Origin of the sequence: Vibrio nitrifigilis, from assembly GCF_015686695.1 — a bacterium.
Lineage (GTDB): Bacteria > Pseudomonadota > Gammaproteobacteria > Enterobacterales > Vibrionaceae > Vibrio > Vibrio nitrifigilis.
Window position 1 is genome coordinate 2,760,472 of record NZ_JADPMR010000001.1, and the last position, 18,503, is coordinate 2,778,974.

The following is an 18,503-nucleotide window of genomic DNA, read 5'->3' on the forward strand; positions in this document are numbered from 1 at the left end:
CAATAGGACTGCCGAAAAATTGGAGAATTTAATGAAATCATTATTTAAAGTGTCACTGCTTGCCGCTACCGTTATGTTAGCAGCTGGCTGCCAGCAAGATGAACAAAAAAAATCGGACACTAAACCAGCTGCTGAGCAATCGCAAGGTGCAGTTAACTTTAAATCAGACGATGATAAAGCGGCATACGCTATCGGTGTTTCTTTTGCTAACTACCTATCTTCTAGCTTAGAAAAACCAAAAGAGATTGGTGTTGAGCTTAACAAAGATATCGTTCTGCAAGGTATCGAAGATACATTCGCTGGTAAAGCGGGCATGAAAGATGATGAGACACGTAAAGTGCTTAAAGATCTGGATAAGCGCGTTGCTGAAAAAATGAAGAAAAAGCAAGCGGATGAAGCAGCAGCTAACCAGAAGAAAGGTGATGACTACCGTGCTAAGTTTGCAAAAGAAGACGGCGTGAAAACGACTAAATCTGGTTTGATGTATAAAGTTCTGACACCAGGTAAAGGCGCATCACCTAAAGCAACGGATACCGTTCAAGTTCAATACAAAGGTACTTTGATTGACGGAACGAAATTTGATAGCTCTTATGACCGTGGTGAGCCAGCTACTTTCCCGCTAAATCGCGTGATCCCTGGTTGGACTGAAGGTGTTCAACTAATGAAACCAGGCGCTAAATATGAGTTTGTGATTCCGCCAAAATTGGCTTATGGCAAACAAGCAACACCAAAAATTCCAGCAGATTCTACGTTGGTGTTTGAAGTGGAGTTACTTAAAGTCAACCCTAAGCCAGAGCACAAAGCAGCAGTACCAAGTACTAAAAAATAATTTAGAGACAAAATAGAGAAAAGGGCTTGTTTATCAAGCCCTTTTTTTATAGTTATCTATCTTGATAAGAACATTAAAATTGTTCTAGGTCACTAGTTGGTAATATAGCGCAGCAAAATATTAAAATTTTCTGATAAACTTACCCTAAATTGTTGAATTATTGTTCTAAGGTCAAAAACAGTGACAACCACAGAAACCATTAACTCTGAACTGCTTCTGGAGATGGAATCGGTGCATGTGAAGCCTTTTTCTGAACATGACAAAGTGATTCTTAAATCCTACGAAGCTGTGGTAGACGGTATCGCCAGTCTGATTGGTCCTTTTTGTGAAATCGTTTTGCATTCACTGGAAGATCTGAATACCTCTGCGGTAAAAATTGCGAACGGTGAAAATACCGGTCGTCAGGTGGGATCGCCAATCACTGATTTAGCATTAAAAATGCTAAAGGATATTGAAGGTTCGGAAAGAAACTTTTCGCGTTCTTATTTTACTCGGGCTAAAGGTGGCGTATTGATGAAGTCCATCACGGTAGCTATCCGTAATGGGGATAACCGTGTGATCGGCTTATTATGTGTCAACGTAAACCTAGATGCGCCATTCTCACAAATTCTGAATTCGTTTTTGCCAACACCTGAAGCACAAGAAGCTGCCTCTAACGTTAACTTTGCTAGTGATGTTGAAGAGCTGGTGGACCAAACCGTTGAGCGTACAATTGAAGAGATCAATGCGGATAAATCGGTATCGAATAACACCAAAAACCGCCAGATTGTGATGGAGTTATTTGATAAAGGCATTTTCGATATTAAAGATGCAATAAATCGGGTCGCTGATCGTTTGAACATCTCTAAACACACTGTCTATTTATATATTCGTCAGCGTAAAACTGAGGAAGATGAAAAGTGAGTGAAAGCCCATCGACATCACTGAACTATTGCTTAGTGGTAAATGGTCCGGTTTATGGAACCCAAACGTCACGTAGTGCTTACTTATTTGCCAACGCTTTGATTGAAAAAGGACACACCTTAAAGGGTGTGTTTTTCTATCAAGATGGAGTCAATAATGGTAGTGCGTTGACCGTACCCGCAAATGATGAGTTTGACCTTGTAGCAGCTTGGCAGTCGTTAGCGCAAAAACATAACGTAAAGCTCGAAACATGTGTGGCAGCGGCATTGCGTCGGGGAATTGTTAGTGAAGCTGAACAACAGTTACATCAATTGCCCAACAGTAATCTGGCTCAAGGTTTTGAACAAACAGGGCTAGGTAGTTTGGCGGAGTCGCTATTAACACAGGACAGAGTGGTGCAATTTTGAATAAAGTCGCGTTTATCTTTCATCAAGCACCACACCAAGTGACTTCGGGGCGAGAAGGGTTAGATGCCATCCTTGCTACATCCAACTATAGCGAAGATATTGCGTTATTTTTTGTTGGTGAAGGTGTCTTACAGTTGCTTAAGGACCAACAGCCAGAGCATATTTTGAGCCGTAATTATTCCAGTGCTTTTAAGCTGTTAGATTTATATGACCTTGAGCAACGTTATATTTGCAGTGAGAGTTTGCAGCAATGGGGCATTGCACAAAGTGAATTGATTATTGATGGTGAATGCCTTTCTCCTCAAGAGTTGGCTGATAAGTTAAGTCAATTCGACAATGTTTTAAGTTATTAAGGTAATCAGATGTTACATATCGTCAAAAGCATCGAAAAATTGCCTCTTGTTATTTCTCTGTTACGAGAAGAAGATGCTCTCTTATTAGTAGAAGGTGCCATCTATGCTGCACATGAGAAATCTCAAGCTTATGCGAGTATTAAATCTTGTGTCGGAGTTTATGTTTTACAAGAGGATCTAATGGCTAGAGGCTGGGAACATAAAGTAGCAAAAACGCTGGACATCGTTGATATGGCGGGCTTTGTAGACTTAACTGTAACCCATGTTAACTCAGCCACTTGGTAGTGTTTTTTTTAAGGTGTTGCGTTTAACTGACACTCAGCCTTAAAGAACACGCAAAAAAGATCTGTATATTTCTTGACACTCCCTCTGCTGCTGCATAGAATTTTGCGTCCCTATTTAGGTAGGGATAGATTTTTCACAAAGCTTACTTTAAGTAAATCAGGAGCTATTTAATGGCAACTATTAACCAGTTGGTACGTAAGCCACGTGCAAAGCAAGTTGTTAAAAGCAACGTGCCTGCACTAGAAGCGTGCCCACAAAAACGTGGTGTATGTACTCGTGTTTACACTACTACACCTAAAAAACCTAACTCAGCACTTCGTAAAGTTTGTCGTGTACGTCTGACTAACGGTTTCGAAGTAACTTCGTACATCGGCGGTGAAGGTCACAACCTTCAAGAGCACTCAGTTGTTCTAATCCGTGGTGGTCGTGTTAAAGACCTTCCAGGTGTGCGTTACCACACTGTACGTGGTGCACTTGACTGTGCAGGCGTAAATGACCGTAAACAAGGTCGTTCTAAATACGGTGTGAAACGTCCTAAGTCTTAATGGATTCCGTTAAGTAAGGCCAAACACTAATTTATTTATTAATTTTTGAAGAAACTGAAAAGTTTTGGATAACCTGAAGAAGACAACGGAGAATATCCATGCCACGTCGTCGCGTTATTGGTCAGCGTAAGATCCTTCCAGATCCAAAGTTCAAATCTGAACTGCTGGCAAAATTCGTTAACATCCTTATGGTTGACGGTAAAAAATCTACTGCAGAAAAAATTGTTTACACTGCACTAGACACTATGGCTGAGAAATCTGGTAAAGATCACTTAGCTGTATTCGAAGAAGCTCTTGAAAATGTACGCCCTGCGGTAGAAGTTAAATCTCGCCGTGTTGGTGGTTCAACTTACCAAGTGCCTGTAGAAGTACGTCCGGTTCGCCGTAACGCACTTGCTATGCGTTGGTTGGTTGAAGCTGCGCGCAAGCGTGGTGAAAAATCTATGGCTGCACGTCTATCAGCAGAAATGCTAGACGCGGCTGAAAACAAAGGTACTGCTGTTAAGAAACGTGAAGACGTTCACCGTATGGCAGATGCAAACAAAGCGTTTGCTCATTACCGTTGGTAATAATACCTTCTGTGCTGCGAGGTTCTCTCGCAGCACATTTCTAGATCCTAAGGTTAACCTTAGTAAGAGGATACAATCGTGGCTAGGAAAACTCCTATTGAGCGCTATCGTAACATCGGTATTTGTGCTCACGTAGACGCAGGAAAAACAACCACAACTGAGCGTATTCTGTTCTACACTGGCCTTTCTCATAAAATCGGTGAAGTTCACGATGGTGCAGCAACCATGGACTGGATGGAGCAGGAGCAAGAACGTGGTATCACAATTACCTCGGCTGCAACTACTACCTTCTGGAGTGGTATGGACCAACAGTTTGAACCACATCGCATCAACATCATTGATACCCCAGGACACGTTGACTTTACTATTGAAGTAGAGCGTTCTCTTCGCGTGCTTGATGGTGCAATGGTTGTTTTCTGCGGTGCATCGGGCGTTGAACCTCAATCCGAAACCGTATGGCGTCAGGCTGACAAATACCACGTTCCACGCATGGTGTTTGTTAACAAGATGGACCGTGCAGGTGCAGATTTCTTACGCGTTGTAGACCAAATTAAAAATCGTCTTGGTGCAAACCCAGTTCCAATCCAGTTAAATATTGGTGCGGAAGATGAGTTTAAAGGTGTCATCGACCTAATCAAGATGAAAGCCATTAACTGGAATGAAGCCGATCAGGGTATGACTTATACCCATGAAGATATTCCAGCAGATCTCGTTGAACTTGCTGAAGAATGGCGCACCCACATGGTGGAGTCTGCGGCAGAAGCAAACGACGAGTTAATGGATAAATACCTTGAAGAAGGTGAGCTAACGGAAGAGGAGATCAAACAAGGTCTTCGTCAACGTACGCTTAATAATGAAATTGTATTGGCAACTTGTGGTAGTGCATTTAAAAACAAAGGTGTTCAAGCTGCTCTTGATGCAGTGATTGAATTCTTGCCATCGCCAATCGATGTCCCTTCTATTAAAGGTGAAGATGAGTCAGGTAATGTGCTTGAGCGTCATGCTGATGACCAAGAACCATTCTCTGCACTAGCATTCAAAATCGCAACAGACCCGTTTGTTGGTACGTTGGCGTTTATGCGTGTTTATTCTGGTGTTGTAAAATCAGGCGATGCTGTGTACAACTCAGTGAAACAAAAACGTGAACGCTTTGGCCGTATTGTGCAAATGCACTCTAACAAACGTGAAGAAATCAAAGAAGTTTACGCAGGTGATATTGCTGCGGCAATCGGCCTAAAAGATGTGACTACGGGTGACACACTTTGTGATCCAAACCATCGAGTCATTCTAGAACGTATGGAATTCCCTACACCGGTTATTCAAATCGCTGTAGAGCCTCGTTCTAAGGCTGACCAAGAAAAAATGGGTATTGCGCTGGGTAAACTGGCTGCTGAAGACCCTTCTTTCCGCGTTGAAACGGATGAAGATACAGGCCAAACGTTGATTTCTGGTATGGGTGAACTTCACCTTGATATCATCGTTGATCGCCTAAAGCGTGAATTCAGTGTTGATTGTAACGTGGGTAAACCTCAGGTTGCTTACCGCGAGACTATTCGTGGATCCACCGAAGTAGAAGGCAAGTTTGTTCGTCAATCGGGCGGGCGAGGTCAGTATGGCCATGTTTGGCTTAAACTGGAACCGTCTGAACCAGACGAAGGGTTTGTTTTTGTTGACGAAATCGTTGGTGGTGTCGTTCCTAAGGAATACATCAGTTCGGTAGCGAAAGGTATCGAAGAACAAATGAACAATGGTGTTCTTGCTGGCTATCCTGTTATGGATGTTAAAGCGACCTTGTTCGATGGTTCATACCACGATGTTGACTCTAACGAGATGGCGTTTAAAATCGCTGGCTCGATGGCGTTTAAGAAAGGTGCGCTGCAAGCAAACCCAGTTATTCTTGAACCGCTAATGAAAGTTGAAGTAACCACTCCGGAAGATTGGATGGGTGATGTTGTTGGTGATCTTAACCGTCGCCGCGGCCTTATCGATGGTATGGATGAAGGGCCTGTCGGGCTGAAAATTATTCATGCTAAAGTCCCTCTTGCGGAAATGTTTGGTTACGCAACTGACCTTCGCTCTGCGACACAGGGCCGTGCAACATACTCTATGGAGTTTTGTGAGTACGGTGAAGTGCCTAAAAACGTTGCTGAAGCAATCGTTGCTGAGCGCGGTTAACAATGAATCTATTGCGCTAACGAGCGTTGGCGCATAAAATAGCAATTTCTGGCGCGCCTTGGGTGTACGTTACTCAAGGTGAATCATAACTAGGAAGGAACACGATCGTGTCTAAAGAAAAATTTGAACGTACGAAACCGCACGTAAACGTTGGTACTATCGGCCACGTTGACCACGGTAAAACAACTCTAACTGCAGCTATCTGTACTGTACTGTCTAAAGTATACGGCGGTTCAGCACGTGACTTTGCGTCAATCGATAACGCTCCAGAAGAACGTGAACGCGGTATCACAATCGCAACTTCACACGTAGAATACGATACTCCAACTCGTCACTACGCGCACGTAGACTGTCCAGGACACGCTGACTATGTTAAAAACATGATCACAGGTGCTGCACAGATGGACGGTGGTATCCTAGTTGTTGCTGCAACAGATGGCCCAATGCCACAAACTCGTGAGCACATCCTACTAGGCCGTCAGGTTGGTATCCCTTACATCATCGTATTCATGAACAAATGTGACATGGTTGATGATGAAGAGCTACTAGAACTAGTAGAAATGGAAGTTCGTGAACTTCTAACAGAATACGATTTCCCAGGCGACGACCTACCAGTAATCCAAGGTTCAGCACTTGGCGCACTACAAGGTGAAGCACAATGGGAAGAGAAGATTGTAGAACTAGCTGAAGCGCTAGACTCTTACATTCCAGAACCACAACGTGCAATCGATCAGCCATTCCTAATGCCAATCGAAGACGTATTCTCAATCCAAGGTCGTGGTACAGTAGTAACTGGCCGTATCGAGCGCGGTATCCTAAAAGTAGGTGATGAAGTTCAAATCGTGGGTATTCACGACACAACTGCAACTACTTGTACAGGTGTTGAGATGTTCCGTAAACTTCTAGACGAAGGTCGTGCGGGTGAAAACGTTGGTGCACTACTACGTGGTACTAAACGTGACGAAGTTGAACGCGGTCAAGTACTAGCGGCACCAGGTTCAATCACTCCACACACTAAGTTTGAATCAGAAGTATACGTACTGTCTAAAGATGAAGGTGGTCGTCACACACCATTCTTCAAAGGCTACCGTCCACAATTCTACTTCCGTACAACTGACGTAACTGGTGACATCCAGCTACCAGAAGGCGTAGAAATGGTAATGCCAGGCGACAACGTTAAAATGACTGTAGAACTAATCGCCCCAATCGCGATGGACGAAGGTCTACGTTTCGCGATCCGTGAAGGCGGTCGTACAGTAGGTGCAGGTGTTGTAGCTAAAATTGATGCTTAATTTGCATTAAATTTAGTGCGGACATCGCATTGAAAGAAAAGGGAAGCTTCGGCTTCCCTTTTTGCATGTTAGGAGCACGAAATAAACTGATGATAATTCTATTTATAACTAAATGTTATTAATTCTTATTTCACTAAAGGTGGTAATAAGAATAGTTATTGTTTATATTGTCTTTAGTTTTATTAAGAAGATGATGTTATGTACGTTTGTTTATGCCATGCCGTATCGGATAAAAAAATCAGACAACTTGCTGTTGAGCAGGGAGTGACAGATATTCGGGGAATAAAAAAATGTACTGCGCTTGGTACTCAGTGTGGACGATGTGTTCGCCAAGCAAAGGAGATTTTGGAGCAGGTAAAACCAATAGAACTACAGCAAGCCAGTTGATTATTTTTTGGTCTTTTTTTGACACTCTTGTATTTGGTTAATAAAGTTAATGTGACCAAACAGGAGGGTTTATCTATGAAAGGCGATCCAATCATCATTCAACATCTCAACAAAATCCTTGGCAACGAACTTATTGCCATTAACCAATACTTTCTTCATGCTCGTATGTATAAAGACTGGGGCCTTAAAAACCTAGCCGATAAGGAATATCACGAGTCTATCGATGAGATGAAACATGCGGACCATTTGATCGAGCGAATTCTTTTCCTTGAAGGGTTACCGAACTTACAAGATCTCGGTAAGTTGATGATCGGGGAAGACGTGAAGGAAATGTTAGAGTCTGATTTAAAGCTCGAAATGATCGCAATTCCAGACTTACGTGAAGCGATCGCTTATGCTGAAGATATCCGTGATTATGTCTCACGTGATTTATTTCAAGATATCTTAGAAGATGAAGAAGATCACGTAGACTGGTTAGAAACTCAGTTAGGCTTGATCGATATGACTGGCTTGCCTAATTACGTACAAGCCCAATTTGTGGATGAAGACGATTAGTTAACGCCGTTGTGATGTGCTCGGTTATATTCATTGCCGAGCATTGCCATTTTTCTTACTTTTCTACCTCTTATTCCCTCGATTTTTCAATCTGTTATATTTTTCGTTTACAACGAACCTTTTCTTATCAATTTCCTCTTCTCGGTACAGATAATTCGCTTGCTTAGTTTTTGGCGATTCTGTACAATTCGTGCTCCTTTATTCTCGGTCAACTATCATTCGTTCCTTGCTTCCTTTGGATGACCGGGCCAAATTGGGAAGCTGAATAATCCGTAAGGAGCAATAAATGCGTCATTACGAAATCGTATTCATGGTGCACCCAGATCAAAGCGAGCAAGTTGCTGGCATGATCGAGCGTTACACTGGTTCTATCACTGAAGCAGGCGGTACTGTACACCGTCTTGAAGACTGGGGTCGTCGTCAACTGGCTTACCCAATCAACAAGCTTCACAAAGCTCACTACGTTCTAATGAACGTTGAAGCTGACCAAGCTGTGATTGATGAACTAGAAACTGCTTTCCGTTTCAACGATGCAGTTCTACGTAACATGATTATGCGTACTAAACACGCTGTAACTGAACCTTCAATCATGCTTAAAGCTAAAGAAGAGCGTACTAAGCGTGACGAAGCTAAATCAGAAGCGAACGCTGAGTAATTTTTTATAATGACCAATCGAATGGAGCTTAGTGGCACTGTTGCTAAACCTCCGCTTCGAAGCAAAAGCCCTGCGGGCGTTGCTCACTGCCGATTTTGGCTTGAACATCGCTCCACGGTAATTGAAGCTGATTTACCCAGACAAGTGTATTGTCGCATGCCTGTGGTAGTCAGTGGCAAACGGTCAAATGAATTCACTCAAGATTTAGTACAAGGCAGTCACATCAAGGTAAGTGGTTTTGTCGCTTATCAGACCGGCCGAAATGGCGTGGGAAAATTGGTGTTACATGCCGACAACATTACTCAAATTTAGATCAGGAGATAGCCCATGGCTCGTTTCTTCCGTCGTCGTAAATTCTGCCGTTTCACTGCAGAAGGCGTACAAGAGATTGATTACAAAGACGTAGCAACTCTTAAGAACTACATCACTGAAGCTGGTAAAATCGTACCTAGCCGTATTACTGGTACAAGCGCTAAATATCAGCGTCAGCTAGCTCGTGCAATCAAACGTTCACGCTACCTAGCTCTATTGCCATACACTGACAAACATCAGTAATCGGCACCGTTTATTAAGAAAGAGGATTAAGCAATGCAAGTTATTCTACTTGATAAAATCGGTAACCTAGGTGGTCTTGGCGATACAGTTCACGTTAAATCTGGTTACGCTCGTAACTTCCTTATCCCAACAGGTAAGGCAGTAATGGCAACTAAAGCTAACGTTGAAATGTTCGAAACTCGTCGCGCTGAACTAGAAGCTAAAGTTGCTGAAGAACTTCAAGCTGCACAAGCTCGTGCTGACAAAGTTAGCGAATTAGAAGCAGTTGTTATCGCTTCTAAAGCTGGTGACGAAGGTAAACTATTTGGTTCTATCGGTACTCGTGATATCGCTGATGCGATCACTGCAGCGGGTGTTGAAGTAGCTAAGAGCGAAGTTCGTCTACCTGAAGGTGCTCTACGCACAACTGGTGAATTTGAAATCAACGTTCAACTTCACTCTGAAGTATTTGCTACTGTAAAACTTCAAGTTGTTGCTGAGTAATCTCGGTATACCGACTTAGAAAACACCAGCTTTGGCTGGTGTTTTTTTATATCAATAAAAAGGGAAACAATTGTTTGTTTCCCTTTCTTTTTAAAATGAGACTAAAACACTAACAGTGAAAATACCATCATGCTTCTTCAGTGAACTGTCTGGTACTTTATTGTAATACTGCAAGTTGTGGCTAAGTTTTAGAGCTATATTATCAGTGATGTTATTTGTTATGCCGACATCGCTGGTGAAGGTTGTGTTAGTTTCACCCGTTACGACAGTAAGATCGGCGTAGACATTGAGGTTTTTAAATATCGCCCATTCGTTACGCAAGTTTGCGCGAATGATGGGTTCTTTAATGGTTTCGTCGAATACAACATCGTTTGAATCGATTTCATCAAGGTTAGGGCGCTGATAGCGATAACCGGGACCCAATTCAAACTCAACAGTGACATCATCAGTATGGGTTAGCTGGAAACCGGGACCTGCTGAAAAAGTATAGTCTTTAAAATAGGCCGTATAGTTTGAGTCTGTACCGCTAAAACTACTGTATAAATAGCTTTTAGGGCCGAGTTTGTAGTCACTTTGTAGTGAATAATTGGATTTGCGTTTGTCCTTATAATACTCTCTGACAAGTTTGTAGACCTTCCACTCACCTGTTGTACGGTGTCGACCTTTGGTATATGTCCCTTGCACTAATGTGTTGAGTGCTTCCGTATTGGTGTTACCCGAATGTGCTTGATAACCCAGTTCAACTTGGCCTTCCCAAGGTGAGGGGATATCGACATTATCGTTCTGCTGGGAGTCAGTTGTCGAAGTGGTCGTGTCCTCCGCATAGGCAATGCCAGAAAGCAAAAGACTAGCGCTTAGAAGCCAAATTTTGGACACAAAGAACCTCTGATATTAATGTTGAATAGGGTAGATAATAGAGTTTGTGGGTTGTGAAATAGTCAACGCTAGGTTAATTCTGTCCGATTCAACACAAACTTATTATCAGCTAATTACAAATTATCTAATACCGTTATAATGTACGGTCATTAAAGCGTTACAGAGTGAAGTCATGGCTGATCCACGAACTGAAAATCGAAACCGTAAACCCTCTTCTGATGCACAAGTTGATGCTATCAAAGTACCACCTCATTCCATTGAAGCAGAGCAATCTGTTATTGGTGGTCTGCTGCTGGATAATGAACGTTGGGATACCGTATCAGAGCGAGTGGTGACAAAAGACTTTTATAGTCGTCCCCATAGACTCATTTTTGATGCAGTAAAAAGTATTCTTGAAGAAAGTAAACCCCTTGATTTAATTACTCTTTCAGAATTTTTGGAACTGAGAGAACAATTAGAAGATGTGGGTGGTTTTGCTTATCTTGCCGATTTGGCTAAGAACACCCCAAGTGCTGCCAACATTAACGCTTATGCAGAGATTGTCGCTGAACGGGCACTGGTTCGCAACCTAATTGGTGTCGCGAATGAAATTGCTGATGCTGGTTATGACCCTCAAGGTCGTTCATCGGAAGATTTGCTCGATCTTGCCGAGAGTAAAGTGTTCGCAATAGCAGAAGAACGCACCAGTGAAAATGAAGGGCCGCAGAATGTCGACAATATTCTGGAAAAAACCTTAGAGCGTATCGAAATCTTGTATAAAACCCCACAAGATGGTGTAACAGGTGTCGATACTGGTTTTACTGACCTCAATAAAAAAACGGCTGGCCTGCAAGGTTCTGATCTGGTGATTGTCGCGGCTCGTCCGTCGATGGGTAAAACGACTTTTGCGATGAACTTATGTGAAAACGCCGCGATGGAGCAAGAAAAACCTGTTCTTATCTTTTCTCTTGAGATGCCTGCTGAACAGTTAATGATGCGTATGCTAGCTTCGCTATCACGTGTTGACCAAACTAAAATTCGTACTGGTCAGCTCGATGATGAAGATTGGGCGCGAATATCTTCTACCATGGGGATCCTTATGGAGAAGAAAAATATGTTCATTGACGATAGCTCTGGTTTAACCCCGACAGAAGTTCGTTCTCGTGCAAGACGTATTGCTCGTGAGCATGGTGGTTTATCTATGATCATGGTCGACTACCTGCAGTTGATGCGTGTGCCAGCGTTGTCGGATAACCGTACATTAGAGATTGCAGAAATTTCTCGCTCTCTCAAAGCATTAGCAAAAGAGCTTAATGTCCCAGTCGTTGCTCTATCTCAGCTTAACCGTTCTTTGGAGCAACGAGCAGACAAGCGCCCTGTTAACTCGGATTTGCGTGAATCTGGATCTATCGAACAAGATGCCGACTTAATTATGTTTATCTATCGTGATGAGGTATATCACCCTGATAGTGCTCTAAAAGGGATTGCGGAAATTATTATTGGTAAACAACGTAATGGTCCGATTGGTTCAGTAAGACTAACCTTCCAAGGGCAATTCTCTCGTTTTGATAATTATGCTGGCCCTGCGTTTGATGATGAATAACAGTCAAGCCTATACACAAGCTGCAACAGCTCATGTTGATTTAGCCGCCTTACAATTTAATTTGGCAAAAGTCAGAGAGCTAGCACCAAGTAGCCAGATAATGGCTGTTGTGAAAGCGAATAGTTATGGACATGGTCTTCATGCAGTATCTAAGGCTGTGTCTGTTGAGGCTGATGCATTTGGTGTCGCTAGAATTGAAGAAGCTTTGCAGTTAAGGGCGAATGGGATAGTTAAACCGATTCTCTTATTAGAAGGCTTTTATTCCGCACAAGATTTACCGGTTATCACAACAAACCGGATACAAACCGTGGTGCATTGTATTGAGCAGCTTGAAGCACTCGAGCAAGTTCAACTAGATTCACCTATCTCGGTATGGCTTAAAGTCGATACCGGAATGCATCGCTTAGGTATTAGCCCTGAGCAATTTGCAGAATTTGTTACACGTTTAAAACGTTGTCCTAATGTTGCTGATGATCTGCGGTTTATTAGTCACTTTGCTTGTGCTGATGAACCTAATAATGATAGTGCGCCACGTCAGCTTGCCCTATTCAAGCAGTTAACTAAGCAGGAAATAGGCGAGTGTTCCATTGCCGCGTCCGCAGGACTCCTTGCTTTGCCTGACAGCCATCTCGATTGGGTTCGCCCTGGGATTATTATGTACGGTGTTTCCCCTTTTGCGGATAAAACGGCAGGACAAATGGGGCTTAAACCCGTAATGACTTTAACTTCTCGCTTAATTGCCATTAGAGACGTGAAGCAGGGTGAGCCGATTGGCTATGGTGGCACGTGGGCTAGCCCTTGTGATACCAAGATAGGAATTGTCGCTATTGGTTATGGCGATGGTTATCCACGAACCGCACCAAATGGTACACCGGTACTTGTTAATGGACGTCAGTTACCGCTCGTTGGACGTGTCTGTATGGATATGCTCAGTGTCGATCTTGGGTCTGAAGCTAAAGATTGTGTTGGTGATGAAGTGATTTTATGGGGGGCGTCGCTACCTGTTGAAACGGTTGCTCACCATATCGGAACATCTGGATATGAGTTGGTGACTAAGTTAACGTCTAGAATAGCGATGGTGTATTAAGCAGATCTAGCGATCTGCTCTGTTTGAAAATTACTCACCTTGAATGGTGGCAATAATGCGTCGTTCGCCACCATAGTCACGATGTTCTCCAAGATAAATTCCTTGCCACGTTCCTAATGCTAGCTTTCCCTGGCTAATTGGAATACTGATGCTATTACCCAATATGGATGCCTTGATATGAGCTGGCATATCATCATCACCTTCATATGTATGTTGATAATAGGGGGCTCGCTCTGGAACCATTTTATTAAAATGCTGCTCCATATCTGATCGTACGGTTGGATCTGCATTCTCATTGATGGTGAGGCTTGCAGAGGTATGCTGGATAAAAAGGTGCAGCAATCCGACAGAAATAGTGTCAATTTGTGGAAGCTGTCGTTCTATTTCTCGCGTAATAAGATGAAATCCTCGGCGATAGGCTTTAAGGTGGATGACCTGCTGTTGCCACATAATCCATTGCTCCAAAGGCTATTGTTTGTTCGTCAGTATAGCGTTATGGTTGGCGAGGATCGATGGTAACCGCTCTGAGTGTTCTAAATTGGCAGGAAGTATTTAAGTATAATGATTTTCCTGTGTTACTGACTTATCTCAATGTGGCGTTTGACGAGCTAGGTCATACTCAGTGCCTTAATTCGAATTACAACGTTATGCCCTATGAGGCATAGCGGGCTTTTTATTTTTTAATCGGGGATTCCACAGGCTGACCATTGCCGAATGGAATAAGACCAACTGTTATATCGGGATAGATACTATGCTTAAAAATATCAATCCAACGCAAACCGAGGCTTGGAAAGCGTTGACTGCGCATTTTGAAACTGCGCAAGATTTGGATCTAAAAACACTATTTGCGAACGACAAAGATCGTTTCGCTAAATATTCAGCTCGTTTTGGATCGGATCTATTGGTTGATTACTCAAAAAACCTCATCAACGACGACACCATGAAACACTTATTTGCATTGGCAAATGAGATTGATATCAAAAGTGCTATCCAATCAATGTTCAGCGGTGAAAAAATTAACCGTACTGAAGATCGTGCTGTTCTACATACTGCCTTACGTAACCGTAGCAACACACCTGTATTAGTTGATGGTAAAGATGTAATGCCAGCAGTCAATGCAGTCTTGGAACAAATGAAATCATTCTCTGATCGAGTGATTTCTGGTGATTGGAAAGGTTATACCGGCAAAGCTATTACAGATGTAGTGAATATTGGTATCGGTGGTTCAGATCTAGGCCCATACATGGTGACTGAAGCTCTTGTTCCATTCAAAAACCACTTAAATATGCATTTTGTCTCTAACGTTGATGGCACTCATATTGAAGAGACAGTAAAAGATCTTAGCCCAGAAACAACATTGTTCCTGATTGCCTCTAAGACTTTCACTACCCAAGAAACAATGACCAATGCTCATACTGCACGTGATTGGTTCTTAAAAACTGCTGGTGATGAAGCGCATGTGGCAAAACACTTTGCTGCACTATCAACTAACGCAAAAGCAGTGGCTGAATTTGGTATCGATACAGATAACATGTTCGAATTCTGGGATTGGGTTGGTGGTCGTTACTCACTTTGGTCTGCGATTGGTCTTTCAATTATTCTATCTATCGGCTTTGACAACTATGTTGAACTATTGACGGGTGCCCATGAAATAGACAAGCACTTTGTTGATACTCCGTTAGAAAATAACATTCCTGTTATCCTAGCCTTGATTGGGATCTGGTATAACAATTTCCATGGTGCTGAAACCGAAGCTATCTTGCCATATGACCAATATATGCACCGTTTCCCTGCTTATTTCCAGCAGGGTAATATGGAATCAAACGGTAAATATGTTGACCGTAATGGCAATCCAGTTACTTACCAAACAGGTCCTATTATCTGGGGTGAGCCTGGTACGAATGGTCAACACGCGTTCTACCAGTTGATCCACCAAGGCACTAAGATTGTTCCATGTGATTTTATTGCTCCGGCAAAAACTCACAATCCAACGGGTGATCACCATCAGAAATTGATGTCTAACTTCTTTGCTCAAACTGAAGCATTGGCGTTTGGTAAATCAGCTGAGACTGTACGTGCGGAACTAGAAAAAGCAGGCAAATCAGAAGCTGAAATTGCGGAATTGGTACCATTTAAAGTATTTGAAGGTAACCGTCCAACCAACTCTATTTTGGTGAAGGAAATTACTCCGCGTTCTTTGGGTCATTTGATTGCAATGTACGAACATAAAATCTTTGTACAAGGTGTGATTTGGAACATCTTTACTTTTGACCAATGGGGCGTTGAATTAGGTAAGCAATTAGCTAACCAAATTCTTCCTGAATTAGTGGCAAATGATGAAGTAGATTCACACGATAGCTCAACGAATGGGCTTATCAATGCGTTTAAAGCATTACGTGACTAATCACTAAGAGATTATTTTCTCTCATATAAAAAAGCGGATGACTTAGTCATCCGCTTTTTTAGTTATTTAGTGGTGAGGTTACTCAAAGCAGATTTCTATAAATGCATTACCCCAAGGGGAGGCAAATGGCATTAAAATAATTGAACCTTCACATTTATGGCGAATAGTATGGCCTTTACCTGATACGACAACAGGGGTTGCCATATCGAAATCGAATCCACTTTCAGCCAAAATACGCTTAGCTCCGCCTGTTACCATGTTGGTGATTTCACCAACCATATCAGTGACTTCTTCATTGATGCCATTAGGGCGTTCACCTAACATATTTTGCATAATTTCAAAGGCTAAGGCTTCGTCAAAAGTAATAGACATTGAGCCTCGGGTTTGTGGGCCAACCATACCAATAAGCCCGGAGATATCCCCTCGAGCAATCTCATCTTTCTTCAGACGAGGTTTTTGTGGCTTCAATTCCAAGGAAGCCATGGTCTTTAGCACATTCATTAAAGAAGCTAAAAACGGATTCACAAATTCAGCGCGCATAACCTTCTTCTATTCATTTAATCCATTAGTTAGAGGAGCAAGACTGGCAAACACCATGAGATTCAATGACATGGTTATGAATCTTAAAGCCGTGCTTCTCCGCATTTTCTTCCAGGAGAGTCACTAATTTATCATTCTGCAATTCAGTTACGTTACCACATTCATCACAGATAAGTAGGTGGGATGAATGTTTATGGGCGTTACATGAGCAGCATGAAATAAAACTGTTGGTTGACTCTACTCTATGGATAAAGCCTTGTTCCAGCAAAAAATCGAGTGCACGGTAAACTGTAGGCGGTTTAGCTTGTGGCTCACTTATTTTGAGCTCTTCAAGCAACTCGTAAGCACTGGATGCTTTTTTACTCGAACAAATCAACTCGAAGACACGCTTACGTTGTGATGTAAGCCTGACCCCTCTTGCTGTACATATTTCTTCAATCTGCTGGATTAGCTTATTGTCCAATATTTTCACCATTGCTGATGGACTTTAATAATCATATACCATTTCGCGATGAATATCGTTTCGCATAAGAGAAATATCTGTGCTTTATTCAATCACTAACATAGATAGTATCGTTGATAAGGTCCAATTATTTGTTTTTACCATCAAACAATATCATTTATCAGGACATTACGACATCTATTAACGTTATAAAGCAGTGTAGTTGTGATAAATAAAGCTTGAATAGAGAAATTGTTAGGGAGTTTTGGGTTATGTGATCCTCATTTAACCTGTATGTTTTAGGTGCTATGTGTATAATCCGCGAATCGTTTGAATGAGTGTTGTGCACCTTCTAGAGGTTTTGGGTTGCTATGATCCAAAAGGTCACAACGCTATTTGTTTCATTTTATAGAGTTACAAGTTGAGGTAGTTCAGTGTCGACACCTGATATTGCAAAAGATGTTGTTATGCAGCGCCTGTCCGTTGCGCCAATGCTCGATTGGACCGATCGCCATTGTCGTTATTTTCATCGCTTACTGACTGCCCAAACCTTACTTTACACAGAGATGGTAACAACTGGCGCCATTATTCACGGTAAAGCCGATTTTCTTGCTTATAATCAAGAGGAGCATCCGGTTGCTTTGCAGTTAGGCGGTTCTAACCCTGTGGATCTTGCCCATTGTGCAAAACTGGCTGAGCAGCGCGGTTATGATGAGGTGAACCTTAATGTTGGGTGCCCTTCAGATCGAGTTCAGAACGGCCGCTTTGGCGCTTGTTTAATGGCCGAAGCTGATTTAGTCGCTGAGTGTATTGCAGCGATGAAGGATGTGGTGGATATCCCTGTTACGGTAAAAACTCGAATTGGTATTGATGATCTCGATTCTTACGAGTTCCTTACTCATTTTATATCGACTGTAGCTGAAAAAGGTGGCTGTGAACAATTCACGATTCATGCTCGTAAAGCATGGCTTAGTGGTTTGAGTCCGAAAGAGAACCGAGAGATTCCACCGTTAGATTACTCACGTGCTTACCAAATCAAACAAGATTTTTCTAATTTGACCATTGCTGTTAACGGTGGTGTCAAAACGCTAGAAGAAGCGCAAGAACATCTACACCATCTTGATGGTGTTATGATTGGGCGAGAAGCATATCAAAATCCTTATATTTTGGCTGAAGTCGATCAAAAAATATTTGGCTTAGATACGCCAGTAAAAAAACGTTCTGATGTGGTGAAAGAAATGTATCCATACATTGAGAATGCTTTATCAAATGGGAGTTACCTAGGCCATATTACTCGTCATATGTTAGGACTATTTCAAAATATGCCGGGCGCTCGTCAATGGCGCCGATATATTAGTGAAAATGCCCATAAAAAAGGGGCGGGAATTGAAGTTCTTGAGCAAGCGCTGGCTAAAGTCCCTTATGAAGAACTTGATGTGTGATCTTTATCCATAAAACTAATTCTACTTATCAGCAACGGCATCAAATCTTGAGCGAGTTTGGTGCTGTGTCGTTTAGAATACCTCCACAATTATTAGATTCGAGAGCAGCATAGAACTGTTCCGTTAACACTTAACGT

The 18,503-nt window shown here is 42.3% G+C and carries 23 protein-coding genes; 19 read left to right on the plus strand and 4 right to left on the minus strand.

Annotation, left to right across the window (positions count from 1 at the left end; translation table 11 throughout):
• Positions 1-31 precede the first annotated feature (31 nt).
• From fkpA to rplI, 15 genes are all read left to right on the plus strand, one after another.
• Positions 32-829 carry an FKBP-type peptidyl-prolyl cis-trans isomerase gene (gene fkpA / locus I1A42_RS12285; protein WP_161157139.1) on the plus strand — a complete coding sequence of 266 codons (798 nt, stop codon included), beginning with the start codon at positions 32-34 and terminating at the stop codon, positions 827-829.
• A gap of 180 nt (positions 830-1,009) precedes the next feature.
• Positions 1,010-1,732 (plus strand): helix-turn-helix transcriptional regulator, encoded by a 723-nt coding sequence (locus tag I1A42_RS12290; RefSeq protein ID WP_161157138.1) that lies wholly within the window; start codon positions 1,010-1,012, stop codon positions 1,730-1,732.
• Positions 1,729-2,139, plus strand: a complete 411-nt coding sequence (tusD, locus tag I1A42_RS12295) for a sulfurtransferase complex subunit TusD (protein ID WP_196123623.1) — start codon at positions 1,729-1,731, stop codon at positions 2,137-2,139. The genes I1A42_RS12290 and tusD overlap by 4 nt, the downstream gene beginning before the upstream one ends.
• Positions 2,136-2,492: a sulfurtransferase complex subunit TusC gene (gene tusC, locus I1A42_RS12300; protein ID WP_161157137.1), complete on the plus strand. Its 357-nt coding sequence runs from the start codon at positions 2,136-2,138 to the stop codon at positions 2,490-2,492. The genes tusD and tusC overlap by 4 nt, the downstream gene beginning before the upstream one ends.
• A gap of 9 nt (positions 2,493-2,501) precedes the next feature.
• Positions 2,502-2,777: a sulfurtransferase complex subunit TusB gene (gene tusB, locus I1A42_RS12305; RefSeq protein WP_161157136.1), complete on the plus strand. Its 276-nt coding sequence runs from the start codon at positions 2,502-2,504 to the stop codon at positions 2,775-2,777.
• Positions 2,778-2,947: 170 nt separating this feature from the next.
• Positions 2,948-3,322, plus strand: coding sequence for a 30S ribosomal protein S12 (gene rpsL / locus I1A42_RS12310; RefSeq protein ID WP_004399892.1), 375 nt, complete (start codon positions 2,948-2,950; stop codon positions 3,320-3,322).
• A gap of 98 nt (positions 3,323-3,420) precedes the next feature.
• Positions 3,421-3,891: a 30S ribosomal protein S7 gene (gene rpsG, locus I1A42_RS12315; RefSeq protein WP_161157135.1), complete on the plus strand. Its 471-nt coding sequence runs from the start codon at positions 3,421-3,423 to the stop codon at positions 3,889-3,891.
• Positions 3,892-3,969: 78 nt separating this feature from the next.
• The gene (fusA, locus tag I1A42_RS12320; RefSeq protein WP_196123624.1) at positions 3,970-6,066 is read left to right on the plus strand and encodes an elongation factor G; all 2,097 of its coding nucleotides are present in this window, start codon (positions 3,970-3,972) and stop codon (positions 6,064-6,066) included.
• Between the two features lie 107 nt (positions 6,067-6,173).
• The gene (gene tuf / locus I1A42_RS12325) at positions 6,174-7,358 is read left to right on the plus strand and encodes an elongation factor Tu (protein WP_196123614.1); all 1,185 of its coding nucleotides are present in this window, start codon (positions 6,174-6,176) and stop codon (positions 7,356-7,358) included.
• Between the two features lie 198 nt (positions 7,359-7,556).
• Complete coding sequence (locus I1A42_RS12330) at positions 7,557-7,745, plus strand: (2Fe-2S)-binding protein (RefSeq protein ID WP_196123625.1); 189 nt, start codon at positions 7,557-7,559, stop codon at positions 7,743-7,745.
• A gap of 75 nt (positions 7,746-7,820) precedes the next feature.
• Complete coding sequence (gene bfr / locus I1A42_RS12335; protein WP_161158432.1) at positions 7,821-8,300, plus strand: bacterioferritin; 480 nt, start codon at positions 7,821-7,823, stop codon at positions 8,298-8,300.
• Between the two features lie 286 nt (positions 8,301-8,586).
• Complete coding sequence (gene rpsF, locus I1A42_RS12340; RefSeq protein WP_161158431.1) at positions 8,587-8,955, plus strand: 30S ribosomal protein S6; 369 nt, start codon at positions 8,587-8,589, stop codon at positions 8,953-8,955.
• A 9-nt stretch (positions 8,956-8,964) separates the two neighbouring features.
• On the plus strand, positions 8,965-9,267 hold the full coding sequence (priB, locus tag I1A42_RS12345) for a primosomal replication protein N (protein ID WP_161158430.1): 303 nt from the start codon (positions 8,965-8,967) through the stop codon (positions 9,265-9,267).
• A gap of 15 nt (positions 9,268-9,282) precedes the next feature.
• Positions 9,283-9,510, plus strand: coding sequence for a 30S ribosomal protein S18 (gene rpsR, locus I1A42_RS12350; protein WP_000090472.1), 228 nt, complete (start codon positions 9,283-9,285; stop codon positions 9,508-9,510).
• Between the two features lie 33 nt (positions 9,511-9,543).
• Positions 9,544-9,993 carry a 50S ribosomal protein L9 gene (gene rplI, locus I1A42_RS12355; protein WP_161158429.1) on the plus strand — a complete coding sequence of 150 codons (450 nt, stop codon included), beginning with the start codon at positions 9,544-9,546 and terminating at the stop codon, positions 9,991-9,993.
• Positions 9,994-10,083: 90 nt separating this feature from the next.
• On the opposite strand, the gene I1A42_RS12360 is transcribed toward rplI, so the two are convergent.
• Positions 10,084-10,869, minus strand: coding sequence for a DUF481 domain-containing protein (locus I1A42_RS12360; protein ID WP_196123626.1), 786 nt, complete (start codon positions 10,867-10,869; stop codon positions 10,084-10,086).
• Between the two features lie 172 nt (positions 10,870-11,041).
• On the opposite strand from I1A42_RS12360, the gene I1A42_RS12365 reads away from it, so the two are divergent.
• Positions 11,042-12,451: a replicative DNA helicase gene (locus tag I1A42_RS12365; protein ID WP_161158427.1), complete on the plus strand. Its 1,410-nt coding sequence runs from the start codon at positions 11,042-11,044 to the stop codon at positions 12,449-12,451.
• On the plus strand, positions 12,423-13,538 hold the full coding sequence (gene alr / locus I1A42_RS12370; protein ID WP_196123627.1) for an alanine racemase: 1,116 nt from the start codon (positions 12,423-12,425) through the stop codon (positions 13,536-13,538). Before I1A42_RS12365 ends, alr begins: the two co-directional genes overlap by 29 nt.
• A 30-nt stretch (positions 13,539-13,568) precedes the next feature.
• Here the strand turns inward: alr and I1A42_RS12375 are convergent, their stop codons facing one another.
• Positions 13,569-13,988 (minus strand): secondary thiamine-phosphate synthase enzyme YjbQ, encoded by a 420-nt coding sequence (locus tag I1A42_RS12375; protein ID WP_161158425.1) that lies wholly within the window; start codon positions 13,986-13,988, stop codon positions 13,569-13,571.
• A gap of 301 nt (positions 13,989-14,289) precedes the next feature.
• Here I1A42_RS12375 and pgi point away from each other — a divergent pair, with 301 nt between their 5' ends.
• On the plus strand, positions 14,290-15,942 hold the full coding sequence (pgi, locus tag I1A42_RS12380) for a glucose-6-phosphate isomerase (RefSeq protein WP_196123628.1): 1,653 nt from the start codon (positions 14,290-14,292) through the stop codon (positions 15,940-15,942).
• 78 nt (positions 15,943-16,020) lie between these two features.
• Here pgi and I1A42_RS12385 read toward each other — a convergent pair whose 3' ends face one another.
• A complete protein-coding gene (locus I1A42_RS12385) occupies positions 16,021-16,482 on the minus strand; it encodes a chemotaxis protein CheX (RefSeq protein ID WP_161158423.1) in 462 nt (153 codons plus the stop codon).
• A 25-nt stretch (positions 16,483-16,507) separates the two neighbouring features.
• Complete coding sequence (zur, locus tag I1A42_RS12390; protein WP_161158422.1) at positions 16,508-16,957, minus strand: zinc uptake transcriptional repressor Zur; 450 nt, start codon at positions 16,955-16,957, stop codon at positions 16,508-16,510.
• Positions 16,958-17,391: 434 nt separating this feature from the next.
• Between zur and dusA the strand changes: the two genes are divergently transcribed.
• A complete protein-coding gene (dusA, locus tag I1A42_RS12395; RefSeq protein ID WP_161158434.1) occupies positions 17,392-18,366 on the plus strand; it encodes a tRNA dihydrouridine(20/20a) synthase DusA in 975 nt (324 codons plus the stop codon).
• The last annotated feature ends 137 nt before the right edge of the window (positions 18,367-18,503 follow it).